This is a genomic window from Streptomyces sp. YIM 121038, from assembly GCF_006088715.1.
Taxonomy (GTDB): Bacteria; Actinomycetota; Actinomycetes; order Streptomycetales; family Streptomycetaceae; genus Streptomyces.
Window position 1 is genome coordinate 9,585,387 of sequence record NZ_CP030771.1, and the last position, 18,150, is coordinate 9,603,536.

Consider the following 18,150-nt stretch of genomic DNA (forward strand, 5'->3'; position numbering starts at 1 on the left):
CTGAGCAGCGCCGTCAGCTTTCGCCGTCCGGCCCCTGCACATTTGCCAACGCATCCGCGTACAGCCGGAACAGGCGCGGGGAGGGCCGCCGGGAATCCCCGGTCGACCGCGCCGTGTGCTGGAGGCGCTCCCAGCAGCGCGCGGTGAGGGCCCTGGCCCGGGCGCCCGGCCAGGGCTCGGGCAGCAGCTCGGGAGGCAGCAGCGGGTCCGGCTTCATGGCCGTGGAGAACGCGGCGGCGAGCGTGACGGCCAGGGTGAGCCGCTCGACACCCGTCGGCTCCGGGGAGCCGTCCAACTCCGCGAGGCAGGACGCCGCGTAGGCCGCGAGCCGGTCGTGGCGGTCGGCGATCTCCGGCAGCGGCCACAGGGCCGCGGCCAGCTCGCGAGGCGCTTCCAGCTCGCCGATGCGGAGATCCGTGCTGGTGAGGAAGGTGACCGAGGACAGCACGCCGAGGTGGCGCGCCTGGGCCTCGACCAAGCTCTCGACGGCGTTGGCGCACGCGTACAGGCCGCCCTGGACGGGGGCGGCGCCGAGGTGCAGCAGGGTGTCCCGCAGCGTGTCGCGGGCGGCGCGGCTCGACTCGGGCACGGCGAAGGCGAACAGGTGCCAGACGCCGTCCCAGGGGGCGAGCCCCCGGTCCTGGCGGTACGCGTGCCGCACGTACGCGGCGTCCGGGGCGAGGGAGCCGGTGACGTCGACGACGGCGCGCAGCACCGCCTTGCGCCCCCGGCCCTCGTGTGTGAACCGGCCCTCGCCGACGAGCCGTTTGAGGCACAGCCGGACCTGCTGGTCGCTCATGCCGAGGACGTTCGCGACCGTGTACAGCTCGCCCGCGTCGACGGTGCCGTCCTCGCGCACGAGGGCGTGGACCAGCAGGCGCGTCGGGATCTCCGGACGGCCTACCGGTGCGGCCGCGGCCTGCGCTGCGTCGGTGCCCTCGCGTGCGGTGGTGCTCATCGTTCCTCCTGGGCTGCTGCCGAATCCGCGGTCGTGACCGCGCGGTGCATGGTGGTCACCGCGTCGAAGCCCATCAGGCGGCGCAGATACGGCGTGCGGTGGGTCCGGGTCGCCGTGAAGCCGTGCCGTTCGTAGAGGGCGCGCGCCCGCGGGTTGACGTCGATGACGTCCAGGCGGACGCGGCGGCAGCCCGCCTCGGCCGCGACGGCGGCGACCTCCCGCAGCAGCAGACTGCCGATGCCGTGACCGCGTTGGTCGGCGGCCACGGCGATGCCGTCCATGACCAGCTCCCCGGCGGCGGGTGTCCGCTCGAAGAGGGCGAGCACCGCGAGCCTCGGCAGACCGCGGAGCGGACCGTAGGCGGACAGGACGTCGCGCGCGCCCCCACCGGTCAGCGCGCGCCCGTCCTGCTGGAACCCGGCGACCGCGACCACCCGGTGCCCGCGTACCGCCACGACGCCCCGGTCGCGGTGGAGATGGCGGGCGAGGAAGGCCCGTCCGGCGTCGGGCGGGCCGAGGCCCGGCCCCAGCTTCCGTCCGAAGGCCTCCCAGTAGAGCGCGGCGACCTGCTCCTCCGCGCCTGCGGGGACGCCGCGCCGCACCTCGATCTCCCCGCCCGTCGCCGCGGTGGGTCCGTGGTTCGTCACGCTCATCGGTACCGCCCCCCTGTCACGGGAAGGGCTCCATGCCCGGAGAGCCCCCTTGTGCGATCGATTGTATTACGTTCATTCTCTCTACGAGAGTTTTCAAAGCGATAGTTAAGTGGGGGTGGGGCATGCACGGGCATCCACGCGGGGCATCCGGGGAGCGACAGGGGCGGAAGCGGCCGAAGGGGGAGGGGGCGTGACCGAGACGACCGTTCGCCGTCCGGCCGTCACCGCTCGGGCGCGCCTCACCGACGTCGACGCCCTGCGCGGCTTCGCGCTCCTGGGCATCCTGCTGGTCAACATCCACTACCTGGCCTCCGCCCACCACGGCTCCGGAGTGGAGGACCCCGCCTTCGGCGCGCCGCTCGACACGGCGGTCCGCTCCGTGACCGCGGCGCTGTTCGAGGCCAAGTTCTTCCTGCTGTTCTCGTTCCTCTTCGGCTACAGCTTCACCTTGCAGCTCACCTCGGCGGAGCGCGCCGGGGCCCGCTTCGCCCCGCGCTTCCTGCGGCGCCTGGCGGGCTTGTTCGTGCTCGGGGTCCTGCACGCGGTGCTGCTGTTCCCCGGCGACATCCTCACCACGTACGCGGTGCTCGGACTGATCCTGCTGTCCCTGCGCCGGATGCGGCCGCGCACCGCCGTGCGCGTCGCCGTCGCGCTGCTCGCGCTCACGGCGGTGGGGTACGCGCTGCTCGCGCTCGTCGCCCACGCGGCCCATCCGAGCCCCGACCTGGCGGCGGCCGCCGCCGGTGCCGACGAGGCCACGGCGGCGCTGCGCTCCGGCCCCGCCTCGGTCGTCGGCGCGCACCTGGACGAGCTGCCCGACGTGGTGTTCCTGCTCGCCTTCTTCCAGGCGCCCGCGGCCCTGGCGGCCTTCCTCCTTGGCCTGGCCGCGGGCCGGCGCCAGGCCCTGGCCGACCTCGACCGCCACCAGCGCCTCCTGCGGCGGCTCCAGGCCGTCGGCTTCCCGGTCGGCCTGGCCGGTGGGGTGGTGTACGCCCACGCGAGCCTCGCGCACCCCGGGACCGCGTACCAGGTGCTCGCCCTGGGCGTCGACGTGATCACCGCCCCGCTCCTGGCGGCCGCCTACGCCGCGACGGTGCTGCGCGTGGTGCGGTCCCCGCGAGGCCGGGCGGTGAGCGCCGTGCTGGCCCCCGCGGGCCGGATGACCCTGACGAACTACCTCACGCAATCCCTCGTCTGTGCCCTGCTGTTCACCGGCTACGGCGCCGCCCTCGTCGGCCGCGTGTCCCCGCTGGGTGTCACGGCCGTGGCCCTCGCCCTGTTCGCCGTGCAGGCCGTCGCCTGCCGCTGGTGGCTGCGCGGCCATCCGTACGGGCCGGTCGAATGGCTGCTGCGGGCGGTGACCAACCTCGCCCGGCCCGGGTGGCGCGAGGACACCTGGGCGGAGGGCCGCTCACGGAGGCGGAGGGCCGCTCACGCCGCGGCGCGCGAGCGGCGCCGGTAGCCGCCGGGGGCCTGCCCGTACTCACGCTTGAAGGCCTTGGCGAAGGCGTACTCCGAGCCGTAGCCGGTGCGGGCGGCGACCGCGGTGAGGGGGACCTCGGACTCCCGCAGGAGCTGGGCGGCGGTCGTCATCCGCCAGCGCGTCACGTACGCCATCGGCGGCTCGCCGACCAGCGTCGCGAAGCGGCGGGCGAACGCCGCGCGGGACAGGCCCGCCCGGTCGGCCAGCGACTCGACGGTCCACTGGTTGGCCGGGTCCGTGTGGATCGCGGTGAGGGCCGGGGCGACCGCGGAGTCACTGAGCGCGGCGGCCCAGCCCTTGGCGGCCGAGGGCGGCTGCTCCTCCAGCCAGGCCCGCAGGATGTAGAGCAGGAGCGAGTCGATCAGGGCCGGGACGATCCCGGCCGAGCCGATGCGCGGGTGCTCCAGCTCGGTGCCGAGGAGCTGGACCGCGGTGCTCAGCTCGGGGTGGCGGCCGTGCCCGGTGGACAGGTGGACGACCTCGGGCAGCTGGCCCACCAGGGGGTGCGGCCGCCCCTGGTCCAGGTGGTAGTTGCCGCACAGCAGGCTGGTGCGCGGCCCTTCGCCGCCGAGCGAGACCGTGCCGATCGGCGAGCCCGGGCTGAACTGCTCGGCCCGCTCCTCCTCCGCCGGCGTCGACGGGTGGTCGGCGAGGACGTGCGCGGTGCCGTCCCGCAGGAAGACCACGTCGCCCGGGCTGAGGGCGACCGGCGCCAAGTGGGGCGCGCCCACGGGGATCAGCCAGCACGTGCCGTGCAGCACCACGTGGAACCCGGCACCCGCCACGGAGGGGAGGCGCAGCCCCCAGGGCGCGCGCCCCTCGGTGCGCACGGATGTGGGATGCCCGGTCCGCATCGAGCTCAGCGCCTCGGTCAGGATGTCCAACGCCCCGCCCCTTCGTCGTCGTCCACGATCGGGCTGCCCACGATACGGCCCGTTGATCAAGCCACGGTCAACACCACCTTGCCCTGCGTGCGGCCCGACCCCACCAGCTCGTGGGCCTTCGCCGCCTCGGTGAGGTCGAACGTCGCGGAGACGTGCGGCCGTATCCGCCCGGCATCGATGAGCTGGGCGATCGCCTCCAGGGACGCGTAGTCCGGCTCCACGGAGACGCCCGCGAAACGGCGGCCCGCCTTCTCGACGGCCGCGGCCAGCTCCTGGTTCCCGTGCTCCATGATGCTCACCAGGGTCCCGCCGGGGCGCAGCACCGACAGCGAACGCGCGCCGTCGGACGAGGAGTCGAAGACCACGTCGAGGTCCTTGACGACCTCCGTGTAGTCGGTGGTGCGGTAGTCGATGACCTCGTCGGCGCCCAGACCGCGGACGAAGTCGTGCTTGGGGGCGCTCGCCAGGGCGGTCACATGCGCCCCGCGCGCCTTCGCGATCTGTACGGCGAAGTGCCCCACGCCGCCCGCGGCACGGTGGACCAGCACGCGCTGGCCCTCGGTCAGCCGCGCCGCGTCGACGAGGCCCTGCCAGGCGGTGAGCCCGGCGAGCGGCACCGAGGCCGCGTGCACGTGGTCGAGGGAGGCGGGCTTGCGGGCCACCTGGCGCGACGGCACGGCGACGTAGTCCGCGTACGCGGTCGCCGCGCGCGGGAAGAACGGCATGCCGAACACCTCGTCACCGGGCTTGAACCGGGCGCCCGGGGCCGCCTCCTCGACGACGCCGGAGATGTCCCAGCCCACGCCGTACGGCGGCTCGCCGAGCAGCGGGTAGAAGCCCGCCCGGACCGCCACGTCGACCGGGTTCACGCTGCTGGCGTGCACCCGCACGAGCACCTCACCACCGAGCGGAGCGGGGCGTTCGGTCTCCACGGTCTCCAGGACCTCGGGACCGCCGAAGGACTTCTGGACGACAGCGCGCATCTCGGTTTCTCCTCCTGCTGGGGGCGCGGCCCGCGGAGGCGATCCGCGGCCCTGCCCGGCGTGTTGATGTGCTCAACCCTAGGAAGATCGAACGATCCGCTGAATATCCTGCGCGCTCTCAAAGATGTCCTGTCGTCTTGCGCAGGTGGAGGGTGAGCCATCCCGGGGCGCAGGGACCCAAGCGGCGCGTTCAGCGGGCTCGGCCGGGCCCAGCTCGTCGGCGCGTGCTCGTACGCCGACCGGGCCCGGCCCCGATGCGTTCTGGCCGAATAGGCGTCACCAGGCATGCCATATCGGTCAGTCGACCCCTCGGAGCTGCGGATAGGTCGCCTGTACGGGTGAACCTTTGTTCCCGCACCGCGGTGCGGGAACAGCCATCAGCGCAGACGAGGAGCCACTGAGTGGACCACAGCCGTGTGATCCGGATCCGTACGACCCTGGCCGCGATGGGGGTGACGGCCACGCTCGCGACGGCCGTGGCGGCGGCCCCCGCCGCGACCGCGGCTCCGGCACCGAAGCCGCCGACGACGGCCGGCGCGCCGCACGAGCCGTGCACCGGCACCTTCCAGGAGGACGCGCGCCTCGGCCCCCAGTGGCTGCCGAAGAAGGGGCAGCGGCCGGTCGGCCCGCTCCTCAAGGGCTGGAAGCGCACCGGAAAGCTCACGCCGTCCGCGTTCCTGAAGAAGTACTGGGAGGGCCCGGCGGACACCGGTAGCTGGAAGTACCCGCCGAACGACGGCTTCGAGACGGTCAACGGCCAGGTCGACAAGCACCGCGAGACCCTGGAGGCGGGCGAACGCCTGGACCGCTTCGGCTCCGAGTACGGCTCCTTCCTCGCGCCCGCGGGCGACTCCTACGCGGAGCGCGCCCTGCCGCCGCAGAACCTGAACACCCGCGACACCGCGTACGCCTGCGACTATCGCGTGTACAAGGTGGCCAAGCCGTTCGACGTCTGGCAGGGCGGCATAGCCCCCTGGTTCGAGCAGCCCGGCGGCGGCGAGCAGATCAAGCTGGACCCCGCCTTCCTCAACCCGGGCGACGGGCAGCGCCTGAACGTGAAGTGGCTTCTCGACCACGGCTACCTGAAGCCCGCCAGGGCCTGACGGCGACCAGGCACGCACAGTGGACGTCCACGCCCTGCGGTCCGCGCTGCGCGCCGCGGGCGTGGCCGACGGCTACTACTGGATCGAGGGCGTCCACGAACCGGCGCCCACGCCCCCGGACTTCGCGTATCTGCGCGGTGACGGACAGGGGGCGTGGGAGCTCGGAACGTACGAAAGAGGGGAGTGGCATCCGCTGGCACGGGGCCTTGCCGAGGCCGAGGCGTGCCGACGGATGCTGCGGCTCCTTGCCTGAGGGGGCGGTGCCACGGCCGCTGGGGCAGCCTGCCTCGGCCGTATGCGGAACCCGCCTCGGTCACATGGGGTACGACAGGAGCCGGACCTCTCCCGGGGGCCAGTCCGCTCCGTCCCGCAGCGGCGTCCACATGGTGCGCAGCGGCATCACCACGGGCCCGTCGGCCTGTTCGACGTGCACGTCCTGGTCGAGCGCGCGCCAGCCGAGGCGCTCGTAGAGCGCGACCAGCGGGGGGCGGCAGAAGAGCAGCCCGTGGTGCGGCCCCATCGTCCGGGCGTGGTCCAGGGCGGCGGCCACGACGGTGCGGGCGAGACCGCGACCGCGCACGTCCGGCGCGACGGCCACGCCACCGATGCCCACGACCTCGGTCGTGGTGTCGCCGATCGCTATGGGCAGCCGCAGCACACCGGTGTGGGCCACCAGGCGGCCGTCGAGACGGACGCCGAAGTGCTCCTCCTTGGGCAGCCAGGTGAGGCCGGTGTCATCGACGCCGAAGGGGTCGGGGCCGTCGCCGAGGATCTCGTTCTGGTGGGCGTGCGTGTACTCCGCGAGCCGCACGGCCGTCGCCGGTTCAGACAGGTGATCGGTCATTCCGGCATGATCCCTCAGCGCCGGGGGAGGGCACCCGCCGGGTCAGCGCTCGACGGGGACGAGCCCGCGCTCGTACGCCTTGACCAGGCGCTGCGGCACGTGAACGGTGACGCCGTCGACGGTGACCGGGACCAACTGGGCCGTGCTGGCCTTCCACTGGGCACGGCGGTGACGCGTGTTGCTGCGGGACATCTTCCGCTTGGGGACGGCCATGGTGAACCTCCGGGAGGGGGGTGCGGGCGGACACGTCGACCGTACATGAAAATGGCTTCCATTAACAAAAGGGTGCGGGGCGGCTGCCTCACGGGACGGGGGCGCCTCGCGGGGTGCCGGACCGGCCGTCTCGCGCCGCCGTCGCGACGGCCACCGCCCACGCGATGCGGGCCGCGCGCTGCTGACGCCGCAGGCGGCCGGGCGCGGCGGCCAGCGTTCCGCTCGCGGTGATGCGGTGATGCGCTGGCGCTGGCGACGGCCGCGTGCCGCCGTGGGTGCGCTGCTCACCGACGGAAGCGCCATCGCGGACACGGCCCTCGGCGCGGGCTTCGCCGACCAGGCGCACCTCACCCGCACCGCGCGGGCGCGCGCCGGACGCCCGCCCGCCTCGCCGCGCGAACGCCGCCGCGCACCCCGCCAACCCTGAACCTCACCCTAAACCTGAGGGTGAGAGTGACATGGCGTCAGCTATGGACACGGCCTCACACCGAGCCGAGGATCCCCGTCCCTCCAGCCCGAAGGAAGCCGGGGGCGGCGACCGCTCCGGCCGCTCGCTGTCACGGCCGCCCGGCCACCGACACCTCCTCGCCCTCCGGTACCGGCCCCGGTGGCGTCCCGTCGCCGAACGGGCGCCCGCCGAGCTGCTCACGGTGATGCGGCGTCAGCCATCCGCCGAGATCCGGCCCGAGCGGCACGATGCCCGTCGGGTTGATGCCGGTGTGCACCTCGTAGTAGTGCCGCTTGATGTGGTCGAAGTCGACGGTGTCGCCGAAACCGGGGGTCTGGTAGAGATCGCGGGCGTACGCCCACAGCACCGGGTCCTCGGACAGCTTCCAGCGGTTGCACTTGAAGTGGCCGTGGTACACGGCGTCGAAGCGCACCAGGGTCGTGAACAGGCGGATGTCGGCTTCCGTAAGGCTGTCGCCGACCAGATAGCGGCGGTGCGCGAGCCGCCGCGAGGTCTCCTCCAGGCGGTGGAAGACGTCCCGGCACGCGGCCTCGTACTCGCTCTGGCTCGAGGCGAACCCCGCGCGGTACACGCCGTTGTTGACGTCGCGGTAGATGCCTTCCATCACGTCGTCGATCTCGTCCCGCAGGGGCTGCGGATACAGGTCGGGCGCGCCCGGCCGGTGCAGGTCCCGCCACTCCGTGGCCAGGTCGAGGGTCAGCTGCTGGTAGTCGTTCGTGACCAGCTTGCCGCTGTCCGTGTCCACCAGCGCGGGGACGCTCACACCGCCCGGATAGCCGGTCTCCCGCGCGTCGTACGCCTCGCTCAGATAGCGGATGCCGAGCACCGGGTCGCGGCCGTCGGGGTCCAGGGTGAAGCGCCAGCTCCGGTCGTCCTGGATGGGGTCGACGACTGCCAGGGACAGCGCGTCCTCCAGGCCGAGCAGGCGACGGGAGACGAGCGCGCGGCTGGCCCAGGGGCAGGCGAGGCTGACCACCAGGCGGTAGCGCCCGGCCTCGACCGGCCAGCCGTCCCGGCCGTCCGCAGTGACCCGGTCGGCGAAGTGACTCTTGGAGCGCTTGAAGGGCTTCTTGCCGTACGCGGCGTTGCTCTTCGCCGTGTCTGCGCCGCCGGTCGCCCCTCCGGACCGGTCGGTGCCCCCGTCTGCCGCCGCCCCGGGGCGTCCGGTCTCGCCGCCGGACCCGCTCGCCGCCTCGGTGCGGCCGCTGTCGTCGCCGGTCACCGTACGCTCTCCGCACGCGCGGGGGCCGGCAGGGGCGCGAGGTCGTAGATGCGGTTCAGCAGCGCCGCCTCGTTGCCCGCGAGGCCCGCCCTGCGCAGGGCCTCGTCGGCGTCCGCGATCGGCACGGCCAGGAGGGCCGCGGTCTGGGGCGTCACGGGGTCGGACAGCGCGGCGCGCGCGGTGTGCAGCAGCCGCAAGCAGGCCTGGGCCGCGGCCAGTTCGGGATACGTCGTGCCGGTCATGTCGCTTGGCTCCTTAACCCGCGGGTCCACTGTGTGAAGGTGCAACCTCCACTCTCGCGCACGGGTCTGACAATTGCCCCTCAAGCACCCGGCGCGTACCCGTGCGACGGCCCCGGAACCCCTCTGCGAGTGAGCCGCAGCCGCAGCCCGCGGGGCATCAGCGTGAGCCGTTCGGTGACCCGCAGCCGGTAGCCGGGCTCCGGCAGCAGGTCGTAGCGGCGCAGCAGGAGCGCGAGCACCAGCGTCGCCTCGTGCAGCGCGAACTGACGGCCGATGCAGGCACGCGCGCCCGTGCCGAACGGCTTGAAGGCGTGCGCGGGCCGCGCACGCACGGCGGCGGGTGCGAACCGCTCCGGATCGAACTCCTCCGGGCGCGCCCCCCACACCTCCGGGTCCCGGTGCAACATCACCGCCAGGACGACCGCCCACGCGCCCCGGCGCATCGGATGTACGCCGCCGAGCACGGTGTCGGCGCGCGCCTCCCGCGAGAAGGCGGGTGCCGTCGGCCACAGCCGCAGCGACTCGTCGAGTACGCGGCGCACGTACCGCAACTTCGCCACTTGCTCGTACGCCGGTGATGCCGTGTCACCCCACACCTGGTCCACCTCCTCCCGCGCGCGGGCGAGCACGTCGGGGTGGCGCGCCAGATAGTGCAGCGCGAACGACAGGGCGCCGGACGTCGTCTCGTGCCCGGCCACCAGGAACGTGATGACCTGACGCCGGATGTTCTCGGCCGACAGGCGCTCGCCGGTCTCCGGGTGCGCGACCTCCAGCATCCGGTCCAGGAGATCCCCGCGGGCCCCCGAGGCGTCCGCCGCGCGGCGGGCCGCCACGACCCCGTCCACCGTCCGGTTCAAGTACGCCATGTCGGCGGCGTTGCGCCGCTCGGCGCCGCGCAGCAGTGCGGGCGCGAGCGCGGGCGGCACCACGTTGCGGCGCTGGGCGTACGAAAGGGTGCCGACCATGGCGGTGACGAAGGGGTGCGGCCGGGTGCGCTCGAAGGAGCCGAAGTCGTGCCCGAAGCCCGTGCGGGCGATCGTCTCCAGCGTCAGCTTGGTCATGTCGCCGGGCACGTCGACGGCCCGCCCGGCCGTCGCCTCGGCGTCCCAGCGGTCCGTCAGCTGCCCGGCCACGTCCAGCATCAGGGGGTGGTAGCCCGCCATGGCGTCCCGGCTGAAGCCCGGGGCGAGGATGTCGTGCGCGAGCTGCCAGTTGGGCTCGTGGTTGTAGGCGGTGAACAGGCCGTCGCCCGCCACCGGCCGCAGGTTGGCGACGCCGAGCCCGACGTGCTTGGCGAACCGCGCCTCGTCGGCGAGCTCCCCCGCGAGCCGCGCGCCCCACACGAACACGATCTCCTTGCCGAAGGCCTTGCGCCGGAAGATCGGCCCGAGGTCGGCGCCGATCCGCATCGAGTCCTGTATGGGCGTGCGCGGATCGATGCCGAGCACGTCCCCGAGCAGCGGCACGCGGCGCGGCGGGTGCGGGATCCGGCGCAGCCGCGGCCAGCCGAGCTCGGCGCCACGGAACCCCTTGGGCAGCGCGGTGGCATCGCCCGGCTGCCGCGTCGTCTGCGCCACGACCACCATCTCCCTTGTCAACAGGCCGAGTTCGGCCTTCTTGTACGTGGATTCAATAGGCGGGGCCAGTCTCCGCCCGCTGTTGAACCGACGTCAAGTAAGGTGCTCGTATGGCCGCGAACGCCCAGGAGCGCACCCGCCGCAGACTCAGCACGGAGGAGCGCAAGGAACAGCTGCTCACGGTGGGCGCGCGCCTCTTCGCACGCAATCCCTACGACGAGGTCTGGATCGAGCAGGTCGCCGAGATCGCGGGTGTCTCGCGGGGCTTGCTCTACCACTACTTCCCGACCAAGCGGGACTTCTTCGCCGCCGTCGTGCGGCGGGAGAGCGCGCGCATGCTGGGCCTGACGGCGGCCGAGCCGGGCCTGCCGTTCCGGGAGCAGATCAGCTCCGGCCTCGACGCGTTCCTCACGTACGTCGAGCAGCACGCCCAGGGCTTCCGGGCCTTCCACAGCGCGGAGGCGGCCGGGGACCCGGTGGTGCGCGAGGTCTACCGCGAGGGCCTCGCCGCCCAGGAGCGGCAGATCCTCGCGGCCCTCGCCGCCGACCCCGGGACCGCGCACCTGGGCGAGGACCTGCCCGCCGTACGGCTCGCCGTCCGCGGTTGGCTGGCCTTCATGGTCGCCGTGTGCCTGGAGTGGCTGGACACGCTCGACAGCGGGGAGCTGGGCCGCGACCAGGTGCGGGACCTGTGCGCGCGGGCGCTGCTCGGCGCGCTCCTGCCCTGATCGGCAGCCCGTGATCCGCCGTCGGTGTCCGGCGGCCGCGCGCCGCTTAGGCCGCTATCGCCAGGGTCGCAGGCGGCGGGGGTGCGAGCGGGCGCAGCGGTGGCACCACGCGTCCGTCCGGCAGGATCTCGCCGGTGTCGTCGAAGACGATCGTGCCGTTGCACAGCAGGCTCCAGCCCTGTTCGGGGTGGGCGCTGACGACCAGCGCGGCGTCCCGGTCGGAACCCTGCGCTGACGGGCACGGCGGCTGATGGGCGCACATGGCACACCTCCGGGTCGCTGTACGTCGGTGCCGCTTGGAGTGGCACCCTCTAGTACGAGTAATGACTCCTGCTCGCTCACGGATTCATCGCTCCGGGGGCTTACTAGGGCATGTTGAGTCACGCGGGCGAAAAGCCCGTCCCGAAGTGCTCCAGCAGTGCGCGCCGTGCGCCCTCCGTGTCGTCGCCGAGGCGCTCGGCGACCCACAGGAAGAAGTCGTCGGCGACCGTGTCGATCCAGTCGTCCGCGGGGTCGGCGGGGCCCGGATCCGGTGCCGGGTACCGCAGTTCGAGCTCCGGCCCGCGCGCCCCGAAGACCGTGAACAGGCGGTGCCCGTCCGCCTCGCACGCCTGCCGTACGGTCACCGTGGCGCAGTCCCAGCGCCGGGGCCCGTACTGCAGCCACAGGACCGCCGGGTCCGGCTCTTCGGCGTACAGGGCGGCGGCGACGGGCAGTTCACCCGCGCCGCCGGACCCGCCGTCGAGGTGGAGGAAGCCGTGACAGCGCCCGGCCGCGGGCGCGAGCAGCCCCGTGGCCCGGGCCAGCGCCCACACCCGGCCGTGCTGGTCGTAGTCCTGGAGCACCACGGCGTCGCTCGCCACGCTGGGAGACATCGGGGGCCTTTCCGGGTGGGGCGGCAGTGAAGGGCGATGCGGACGTTACGGCGACACGTGCGGGTTGCCGGGGCATGGCGGCTGCGCGTCCGGGTGACGTACTCCTGGTCACGTGTCCGCACCGGCTCTCCTCCATGAGAAGGGAAGCCGCCGACGCGAGGGTGCGGTACAGGCCATGTAGCCCACCGCCGCGAGGAGTTCGCAGCCCGCGGCCACGAGCAGGGCGCCGGGCAGGGACCAGGTGGCGAGGGGCCCGCCGACGCCCGCGCCGAGCGCGTACCCGGTGATCTTCAGGCTGGCGCCGGTGGTGAAGATCCGGCCGCGCAGCCGCTCCGGGGCCTCGCGGTGCCGGACCGCGAACAGGGCCGTGAGCTGCGGGCCTTCGGCGACCCCCGCGATGACCATCGCGGCGACGAGCGGCACCGGCGCGGCCGTCGCGGCGAGGGCGAACGCGGTGGCGAGGACGAGCGTGCTCACCAGCACGGTGACGTCGGGCCGCAGCAGCCCCGGCCGCTTCGCCAGCAGGGCGTTGGCGGCGAGCGACGCCGCGGCCAGAACGGTCAGCAGGACCGTACCGGAGTGGGACGAACCGAACGCCTCGGCGCCCAGCGGGGGAGTGCAGACGACGAGCACGCCGACGCCGACGTACGACACGACGGACGTCAGCGTCGCGCGGGCGAGCGGACGGGTGCTGCCGATGGCGACGAACCCGGAGAGCAGGTCGGCGACGATCGACGTCGTGGCGCCGCCCCCGGATGCCGGGGCGCGGCCGGGCAGGCTCCATGCCGCGGGCAGCGCCAGCAGGATCAGCGCGAGGGATACCACGACGCCCGCCGGGGCCCCGGCCAGCAGGGCCACGAGCCCCGCCAGGGCCGGTCCGGTCAGAGCGGCGGCGTTGTAGGTGAGCGCGTCGAGGGCGGTGGCGCGCGGCAGACCGTCCGGGGCGACGACGTCCGGAAGCCGGGCGGTCCAGCCACCGGCGAGCGCAGGCCCGAGCAGCCCGCCGAGCGCGGCGGTGGCCACCACGACGGGCAAGGGGATCCGCCCCAGGCTCACCAGGACGACGAGGAGCGTCGTCGCGTACGCGCCGAGCGCCCCCGCGAGCAGCCGCCCCGGCCGCGCCGCCCGGTCAAGCACGGCCCCGACGGCCGGGCCGCCCACCGCCGCCGACAACGTGAGCCCGGCCAGCAGCGCGGACGCGTCGGAAGCGGACCCGGTCACGGCGAGCCCGACGAGCAGCAGGGCGGGCCCCGACATCTCGTCACCGGTACGGGCGGTCGCGGCGCCCGCCAAGTAGAAGGCAAGTCTGTAACGCCTGATCATGATGGGCACGTTACGCAGTAACGCAATTCTTAAGGAAGAGCGTTACATTCCAGGATATGGATCCCTCAATGGACGGCGCGGACGGCGGAGGCGGCATGGACAACGCGAGCGGCGACGGGCACGACGACTGGTCGACCCGGCACTCCGTGTTCCGCACGGCCCGGCGCACCGCCGCGCTCGTCAACGCCCTCGGTACGGCACCGGACGCGCCGACGCAGGCGGAGGTGGCGGCGGTCGAGGCGGTGCTGCGCGAGTACGGCGAGAGCGACCCGCTCGACCTGACCGCCGAGGACGTGCGGGCGATGCGCTCCGCCGCCTCGTCCCTGCGCGCCGTCTTCGCCGCGCCCGACGTCGACACCGCCGCGCACCGCCTGAACCGGATCCTCGCCGAGCGCTGCGGCCCGCTCCGCCTCACCGCCCACGGCGGCGGCTCACCGTGGCACCCGCACCTGGACAGCGACGACGAGGCACCTTGGGCGGAGTGGCTCCTCGCCTCGTCCTGCATGGCCCTGACCGTACTCGTGTGGGACCGCCAACGCCCTCCGGGTGGCGTGTGCGCGTCACCGTGCTGCGCGCACGTGTACGTCGCGATCGGCGGCGGCGCGGACCGCCGCTACTGCTCCCGCCGGTGCGCCACGCGGGAGCGCGTGGCGAGCCACCGCCGGGCGAAGAGGGCAGGCGCGGTGTGAGGCCGCCCCGGAGGCGCGTGGCCTTGCCGGTCGGCCCGGTCTAACCCCCGTACCCCGCGAAGTCGTTCCAGCCCGGCGCCTGCGTGATCTGCTCCCACGTCGGCCGCGCGGCTCCCGTCCGCTCCCGTACGAGATCGCCGGGCAGGCTGAAGAGCGGTGCCTTGCCCGGTGAGACGAGGGCCTGGGCGACGATCGCGTCGCGCAGGGCCGCGGCCGTGTGCAGACGGGGGAGCGCGGCGTGCACACGGTCCGCGTACCCCGGCGGCAGATCACCGGCGCTGCCCGCGACGTCCAGCCGGGCCCCGGCGCTCACCAGCGCGATCTCGGGACGCTTGCGGGAGACGATGCCCTCCGAGGTGTGCAGGGCGATCGCGTCCCACACGACGTCCACGCGCTCCGGCGACACCCCCTGCCCGGTGAGGAACTCGGCGGCCAGGTCCGCGCCGTCGACCTCGAACCGCTGCTCGCCGTTGCCCTCCTCGGTGAGGCCGAGGTCATGGAGCATGCACCCGAGGAAGAGCAGCTCGTCGTCGTAGTCACGCCCGGGGACCACCCCGCGGGCCTCGCCTGCGCAGCGGCCGTACAGATAGGTGCGGATGCTGTGGTGGAACAGCATCGGCGACGCGATGCCCCGTGTGTACCGCAGTGCCTCTCGCGCCAACTCGCTCTCAGGAAGGCCGAATTCCGCGAACTCCGTGCCGGTGCTGTCGCCCGGAACGTGCTCTGCCGTTGCGTGCGTGCTCTGCTGTGTCGTCATGCGGGAAATTCTTCAACGGGCCTGAAGCGTCAGCAATGACGAGAATCCCACCTATCCAGCCATCGGCGCGTGGTCGCTGCCCCGGGGGGCCTCATGGCGGCGCGGGCACGGCGCGCGAGGTCGCGACGGGCTGAGCCCTTGCGGAGGCCGAGCCTCCGTAACGCGCGGCCACCGCGGTCGCACGAGCGTGCAGGGCGGTGCGCAGCGGCTGCGGGGCCAAGGCCTCCGCATCCATGCCGAGCTGCCACAGGGCCCATTCGGCGTGCCGGGAGTCCTGGAAGGTCACCTCCAGGCGCAGCCGGCCGTCCGCGTCGGCCTCTTCCGCGCGGACGGCCAGCGCGGTGTCGAGCAGCTCCTCCCGCCGGGCCGGATCCACCCGGACCAGCACGGTGAGGTGCTCGCCGCCGGAGAGGAACCGTGCGGACCGCTCCTGCCAGACGCGGTCCAGGTCGACCCGGTTCGGCCGCTGTGCCGGTTCGGGGAGTTCCTCGGCGGCCCGTACCCGCGCGAGGCGGTAGGTGCGGTCCGCTCCTGCTCTCGTGGCGAGGAGATAGGCCCAGTCGCGCACGGTGACCAGGCCGATCGGGTCCACCGTGCGCCACCGCGGCGGCCGGCCCGTGGCCGCGTAGTGGATGCGCAGCTTGTGCCCGGCGAGCACCGCGCGCCGGACCTCGGCCATCGTGCCGCGGGGCACCTCCTCGGTGACGAGCCTGCGGGAGAGCAGATCGGTCTCCGGGTCGACGAGGAATCGCCGGGCCGCGTCACCGGCGGAGTCCCGGTGGCTCTCGGGCAGCGCGTCGACCACCTTCCGCATGGCCGAGGCGAGCGCGGAGCCGAGGCCGAACACCTGCTCGCCGCGGACCGATCCGGCGGTCAGCAGGGCGAGGGCCTCGTCGTGGTTCAGCCCGGTGAGCTCGGTCTGGAAACCCGGCAGCAGCGCGAAACCGCCGTGCCTGCCGCGCTCGGCGTAGACCGGGACGCCCGCCGCGGACAGCGCCTCGATGTCGCGCAGCACGGTCCGGGTGGACACCTCCAGCTCCCGGGCCAGCGCGGCCGCGGTCATCCTGCCGTGCCGACGCAGCAGGAGCACCAGGGAGACCAGCCGATCGGCACGCATGCCCGCACTCTAATTCCATACGTGACCAAGGGTGTCGTGATGTGTTGGCAGGCTCGTGGACGCGAAGCGACGCGACCTCCGTCGGCGGTCGCCGAGCCGATGGACGTACGTACTCCCTGTGAATCGAATGGAGCTGATGTGACGGTGCGGCGAACGGCGGTCAATCCGGTGACGTGGTCGGTGGAGATGGGGTTCAACCAGGGAGAGGTCGTCTCCGGTCACACCCGGACCCTGTACGTCTCGGGGCAGACCGCGATGAACGGGGACGGCGAGCCCCAGCACGACGGGGACATGGGGGCGCAGCTGGCGCTGAGCATCGACAACGTGGAGGCCGTGCTCGGCGCGGCCGACATGGCCCTGCCGGACCTGGTTCGGCTCAACGTCTACACGACCGACGTCGATCTGCTCCTCCAGCACTACGGAGTCCTGGCGGCACGCCTTGGCGCCGCCGGGGCGGCGCCTACGACCACGATGCTCGGAGTGACGCGGCTGGCCGTCCCCGGCCAGCTGGTCGAGCTGGAGGGAACCGCCGTCGCGTGAACGACAGAGCCCACTCGCGCACGGCCGGGCGCGGGTGGGCTCTGGGGGTGGTGCACGGTCCACTGCCGAGGAATTACACCAATTCGGGCTGCGGCTTCGCCTGGAGGGAGCGCGCGGGCTTGGGATCCGAGCGTTTGGTGGTCCGTATGTAACCGTAGATCACGGAGGACATCGCGAGAATGAGGAGCGGTCCGAACAGCCACGGGTATGTGGCCATTTCCACGGCCAAGTACCGATAGGACACCAAGAGCACCGCGAAGACCGCGGCGCCATGGGCGACGAGCTGGATTGCGGACCGGTCCCAGCCGAGCGCGAAGGAGCGCACGGCCACCTCGACCGTGAGCGCGAACACCACACCGGCGATGAGGTCCACGCCGTAGTGGTACCCGAAGCCCAGCGTCGCCGTGAGGGTGGCGACGAGCCAGAACGTGCCCGCGTAGCGCAGCGCCCGCGGGCCCTTGCGGGAATGGATGAAGATGATCGTGGCCCACGCGGTGTGCAGGCTCGGCATGCAGTTGCGCGGGGTGATCTCGTCGTACGTCATGGGGCCCGGTGTGGTGCCCGGCAGCGTGTCCGGCCAGATGTTGGCCACCGCCCAGTGCTCGCCGCCGGTGCCGAAGGCGCCGGTGCCGTAGGCGAAGATCGGCCCGACCACCGGGAAGATCATGTAGATGCTCGGCCCGAGGAGGCCGATCACCAGGAACGTGCGCACCAGGTGGTGGCGCGGGAAACGGCGCTCGGCCGCCACGTTCCGCAGCTGGTACGCCGCGACGACCACCGCGGCCACCGCCAGCTGCACGTACACGAAGTCCAGGAAGTGCTCGCCGAACGGCCCCGTGGCCCTGATGACGCGGCCCACCAGCCACGACGGGTTGCCCAGCGCGTGGTCGGCGGTCGCCAGGTACTGGTCGAGGACCGTCGGCCGGGTCTTCGAGGTGATGAGCAGCCAGGCGTCACCGGTCTTGCGGCCCGCCACCAGGAGCAGGCCGAGGCCGACGCCCTTCAGCAGCAGCATGCGTTCCCTGCCGGTGCGGCGCGTGATCGCGAAGACCGCATATCCGAGAACGACCCACAGCGCGCCGTTGCCGAAAGTCAGCTTCTCGCCGAGTGCCCATCGCGCGAGAAAGAAGGGAATGTCGATCGCGACGGCGATGCCGAGTGCGACAAACCTTTCCCGCCAGGTGAGCACCACCATCATCAAGGCCATTCCGGCATACAGCAGGGGCCCCGACGCGGGCGGATATATCACCTCTTGCACCTGATTGGTGAGAGGCCCGGGAAGGCCGTAGCGGCGCGCGGTGATTTCAAGGGCGATGAGGAAGCCGAGGGTCACCACGCCCGCGGCGGCCCACAGGATCACCCGGGGTTGACGCCACGCGGCGAAAGAAATTCTGCAGTTAATTCGCGAGATCAACCGCGATACCATGGATATCAATTGTTTGGCCGATTTGGTAGATGTTGACTAAACGGTTCGCTCTTTGTGCCGCGTG

At 73.0% G+C, this 18,150-nt stretch carries 22 protein-coding genes; 7 read left to right on the forward strand and 15 right to left on the reverse strand.

All coding sequences use genetic code 11. The features are described from left to right. Positions 1 to 13: 13 nt before the first annotated feature. Positions 14 to 958 (reverse strand): PaaX family transcriptional regulator C-terminal domain-containing protein, encoded by a 945-nt coding sequence (locus C9F11_RS40520; protein WP_138965253.1) that lies wholly within the window; start codon positions 956 to 958, stop codon positions 14 to 16. Further along, positions 955 to 1,611 (reverse strand): GNAT family N-acetyltransferase, encoded by a 657-nt coding sequence (locus C9F11_RS40525; protein WP_138965255.1) that lies wholly within the window; start codon positions 1,609 to 1,611, stop codon positions 955 to 957. Before C9F11_RS40525 ends, C9F11_RS40520 begins: the two co-directional genes overlap by 4 nt. A 190-nt stretch (positions 1,612 to 1,801) precedes the next feature. Here C9F11_RS40525 and C9F11_RS40530 point away from each other — a divergent pair, with 190 nt between their 5' ends. Next, complete coding sequence (locus tag C9F11_RS40530) at positions 1,802 to 3,073, forward strand: DUF418 domain-containing protein (protein ID WP_138965257.1); 1,272 nt, start codon at positions 1,802 to 1,804, stop codon at positions 3,071 to 3,073. Here the strand turns inward: C9F11_RS40530 and C9F11_RS40535 are convergent. Further along, positions 3,043 to 3,978 (reverse strand): AraC family transcriptional regulator, encoded by a 936-nt coding sequence (locus C9F11_RS40535; RefSeq protein ID WP_138965259.1) that lies wholly within the window; start codon positions 3,976 to 3,978, stop codon positions 3,043 to 3,045. The genes C9F11_RS40530 and C9F11_RS40535 overlap by 31 nt on opposite strands. Positions 3,979 to 4,034: 56 nt before the next feature. Continuing rightward, positions 4,035 to 4,961 carry an NADP-dependent oxidoreductase gene (locus C9F11_RS40540; protein WP_138965261.1) on the reverse strand — a complete coding sequence of 309 codons (927 nt, stop codon included), beginning with the start codon at positions 4,959 to 4,961 and terminating at the stop codon, positions 4,035 to 4,037. Between the two features lie 416 nt (positions 4,962 to 5,377). Here C9F11_RS40540 and C9F11_RS40545 point away from each other — a divergent pair, with 416 nt between their 5' ends. Beyond that, positions 5,378 to 6,064 carry a TNT domain-containing protein gene (locus C9F11_RS40545; RefSeq protein WP_138967571.1) on the forward strand — a complete coding sequence of 229 codons (687 nt, stop codon included), beginning with the start codon at positions 5,378 to 5,380 and terminating at the stop codon, positions 6,062 to 6,064. A gap of 19 nt (positions 6,065 to 6,083) precedes the next feature. Continuing rightward, on the forward strand, positions 6,084 to 6,317 hold the full coding sequence (locus C9F11_RS40550) for a hypothetical protein (protein ID WP_138965263.1): 234 nt from the start codon (positions 6,084 to 6,086) through the stop codon (positions 6,315 to 6,317). 60 nt (positions 6,318 to 6,377) lie between these two features. On the opposite strand, the gene C9F11_RS40555 is transcribed toward C9F11_RS40550, so the two are convergent. Together C9F11_RS40555 and rpmF are read right to left on the reverse strand one after the other, a co-directional pair. Then, positions 6,378 to 6,908 carry a GNAT family N-acetyltransferase gene (locus tag C9F11_RS40555; RefSeq protein ID WP_138965265.1) on the reverse strand — a complete coding sequence of 177 codons (531 nt, stop codon included), beginning with the start codon at positions 6,906 to 6,908 and terminating at the stop codon, positions 6,378 to 6,380. 42 nt (positions 6,909 to 6,950) lie between these two features. Then, positions 6,951 to 7,121, reverse strand: a complete 171-nt coding sequence (gene rpmF / locus C9F11_RS40560; protein ID WP_138965267.1) for a 50S ribosomal protein L32 — start codon at positions 7,119 to 7,121, stop codon at positions 6,951 to 6,953. A gap of 238 nt (positions 7,122 to 7,359) precedes the next feature. On the opposite strand from rpmF, the gene C9F11_RS40565 reads away from it, so the two are divergent. After that, positions 7,360 to 7,548 carry a hypothetical protein gene (locus C9F11_RS40565; RefSeq protein ID WP_138965269.1) on the forward strand — a complete coding sequence of 63 codons (189 nt, stop codon included), beginning with the start codon at positions 7,360 to 7,362 and terminating at the stop codon, positions 7,546 to 7,548. A 130-nt stretch (positions 7,549 to 7,678) separates the two neighbouring features. Here the strand turns inward: C9F11_RS40565 and C9F11_RS40570 are convergent, their stop codons facing one another. The 3 genes from C9F11_RS40570 to C9F11_RS40580 form a co-directional block, all read right to left on the reverse strand. Beyond that, positions 7,679 to 8,812 carry a glutathione S-transferase C-terminal domain-containing protein gene (locus C9F11_RS40570; protein ID WP_138965271.1) on the reverse strand — a complete coding sequence of 378 codons (1,134 nt, stop codon included), beginning with the start codon at positions 8,810 to 8,812 and terminating at the stop codon, positions 7,679 to 7,681. Next, positions 8,809 to 9,054, reverse strand: a complete 246-nt coding sequence (locus tag C9F11_RS40575) for a hypothetical protein (protein WP_138965273.1) — start codon at positions 9,052 to 9,054, stop codon at positions 8,809 to 8,811. Before C9F11_RS40575 ends, C9F11_RS40570 begins: the two co-directional genes overlap by 4 nt. An 80-nt stretch (positions 9,055 to 9,134) precedes the next feature. Beyond that, positions 9,135 to 10,631 (reverse strand): cytochrome P450, encoded by a 1,497-nt coding sequence (locus C9F11_RS40580; protein ID WP_138965274.1) that lies wholly within the window; start codon positions 10,629 to 10,631, stop codon positions 9,135 to 9,137. A gap of 110 nt (positions 10,632 to 10,741) precedes the next feature. Here C9F11_RS40580 and C9F11_RS40585 point away from each other — a divergent pair, with 110 nt between their 5' ends. Beyond that, positions 10,742 to 11,359, forward strand: coding sequence for a TetR/AcrR family transcriptional regulator (locus C9F11_RS40585; protein ID WP_138965276.1), 618 nt, complete (start codon positions 10,742 to 10,744; stop codon positions 11,357 to 11,359). A 46-nt stretch (positions 11,360 to 11,405) separates the two neighbouring features. On the opposite strand, the gene C9F11_RS40590 is transcribed toward C9F11_RS40585, so the two are convergent. The 3 genes from C9F11_RS40590 to C9F11_RS40600 all read right to left on the reverse strand — a co-directional run bounded on the left by C9F11_RS40590 (position 11,406) and on the right by C9F11_RS40600 (position 13,557). Further along, positions 11,406 to 11,621 carry a DUF5999 family protein gene (locus C9F11_RS40590; protein WP_138965278.1) on the reverse strand — a complete coding sequence of 72 codons (216 nt, stop codon included), beginning with the start codon at positions 11,619 to 11,621 and terminating at the stop codon, positions 11,406 to 11,408. A 118-nt stretch (positions 11,622 to 11,739) separates the two neighbouring features. Then, positions 11,740 to 12,234 (reverse strand): hypothetical protein, encoded by a 495-nt coding sequence (locus C9F11_RS40595; RefSeq protein ID WP_138965280.1) that lies wholly within the window; start codon positions 12,232 to 12,234, stop codon positions 11,740 to 11,742. A gap of 108 nt (positions 12,235 to 12,342) precedes the next feature. Continuing rightward, on the reverse strand, positions 12,343 to 13,557 hold the full coding sequence (locus tag C9F11_RS40600; RefSeq protein ID WP_138965282.1) for an MFS transporter: 1,215 nt from the start codon (positions 13,555 to 13,557) through the stop codon (positions 12,343 to 12,345). Between the two features lie 95 nt (positions 13,558 to 13,652). Here C9F11_RS40600 and C9F11_RS40605 point away from each other — a divergent pair, with 95 nt between their 5' ends. Then, a complete protein-coding gene (locus C9F11_RS40605) occupies positions 13,653 to 14,246 on the forward strand; it encodes a CGNR zinc finger domain-containing protein (RefSeq protein ID WP_171076164.1) in 594 nt (197 codons plus the stop codon). A 40-nt stretch (positions 14,247 to 14,286) separates the two neighbouring features. Here C9F11_RS40605 and C9F11_RS40610 read toward each other — a convergent pair whose 3' ends face one another. Both C9F11_RS40610 and C9F11_RS40615 read right to left on the reverse strand, forming a co-directional pair. Next, complete coding sequence (locus tag C9F11_RS40610; protein WP_138965284.1) at positions 14,287 to 15,003, reverse strand: HD domain-containing protein; 717 nt, start codon at positions 15,001 to 15,003, stop codon at positions 14,287 to 14,289. Positions 15,004 to 15,094: 91 nt separating this feature from the next. After that, a complete protein-coding gene (locus C9F11_RS40615) occupies positions 15,095 to 16,120 on the reverse strand; it encodes a WYL domain-containing protein (protein WP_138965286.1) in 1,026 nt (341 codons plus the stop codon). Positions 16,121 to 16,264: 144 nt separating this feature from the next. On the opposite strand from C9F11_RS40615, the gene C9F11_RS40620 reads away from it, so the two are divergent. Then, positions 16,265 to 16,660: a RidA family protein gene (locus tag C9F11_RS40620; RefSeq protein ID WP_138967576.1), complete on the forward strand. Its 396-nt coding sequence runs from the start codon at positions 16,265 to 16,267 to the stop codon at positions 16,658 to 16,660. A gap of 73 nt (positions 16,661 to 16,733) precedes the next feature. Here C9F11_RS40620 and C9F11_RS40625 read toward each other — a convergent pair whose 3' ends face one another. Then, the gene (locus tag C9F11_RS40625; protein ID WP_171076013.1) at positions 16,734 to 18,086 is read right to left on the reverse strand and encodes a phosphatase PAP2 family protein; all 1,353 of its coding nucleotides are present in this window, start codon (positions 18,084 to 18,086) and stop codon (positions 16,734 to 16,736) included. Positions 18,087 to 18,150 lie beyond the last annotated feature (64 nt).

Coding starts and splice junctions, on each gene's coding strand:
- C9F11_RS40520 (WP_138965253.1), bottom strand. CDS start 958: ATGAGCACCACCGCACGCGAGGGCACCGACGCAGCGCAGGCCGCGGCC.
- C9F11_RS40525 (WP_138965255.1), bottom strand. CDS start 1,611: ATGAGCGTGACGAACCACGGACCCACCGCGGCGACGGGCGGGGAGATC.
- C9F11_RS40540 (WP_138965261.1), bottom strand. CDS start 4,961: ATGCGCGCTGTCGTCCAGAAGTCCTTCGGCGGTCCCGAGGTCCTGGAG.
- C9F11_RS40555 (WP_138965265.1), bottom strand. CDS start 6,908: ATGACCGATCACCTGTCTGAACCGGCGACGGCCGTGCGGCTCGCGGAG.
- rpmF (WP_138965267.1), bottom strand. CDS start 7,121: ATGGCCGTCCCCAAGCGGAAGATGTCCCGCAGCAACACGCGTCACCGC.
- C9F11_RS40565 (WP_138965269.1), top strand. CDS start 7,360: ATGCGCTGGCGCTGGCGACGGCCGCGTGCCGCCGTGGGTGCGCTGCTC.
- C9F11_RS40575 (WP_138965273.1), bottom strand. CDS start 9,054: ATGACCGGCACGACGTATCCCGAACTGGCCGCGGCCCAGGCCTGCTTG.
- C9F11_RS40585 (WP_138965276.1), top strand. CDS start 10,742: ATGGCCGCGAACGCCCAGGAGCGCACCCGCCGCAGACTCAGCACGGAG.
- C9F11_RS40590 (WP_138965278.1), bottom strand. CDS start 11,621: ATGTGCGCCCATCAGCCGCCGTGCCCGTCAGCGCAGGGTTCCGACCGG.
- C9F11_RS40595 (WP_138965280.1), bottom strand. CDS start 12,234: ATGTCTCCCAGCGTGGCGAGCGACGCCGTGGTGCTCCAGGACTACGAC.
- C9F11_RS40600 (WP_138965282.1), bottom strand. CDS start 13,557: ATGATCAGGCGTTACAGACTTGCCTTCTACTTGGCGGGCGCCGCGACC.
- C9F11_RS40605 (WP_171076164.1), top strand. CDS start 13,653: ATGGACAACGCGAGCGGCGACGGGCACGACGACTGGTCGACCCGGCAC.
- C9F11_RS40610 (WP_138965284.1), bottom strand. CDS start 15,003: ATGACGACACAGCAGAGCACGCACGCAACGGCAGAGCACGTTCCGGGC.
- C9F11_RS40615 (WP_138965286.1), bottom strand. CDS start 16,120: ATGCGTGCCGATCGGCTGGTCTCCCTGGTGCTCCTGCTGCGTCGGCAC.
- C9F11_RS40625 (WP_171076013.1), bottom strand. CDS start 18,086: ATGGTATCGCGGTTGATCTCGCGAATTAACTGCAGAATTTCTTTCGCC.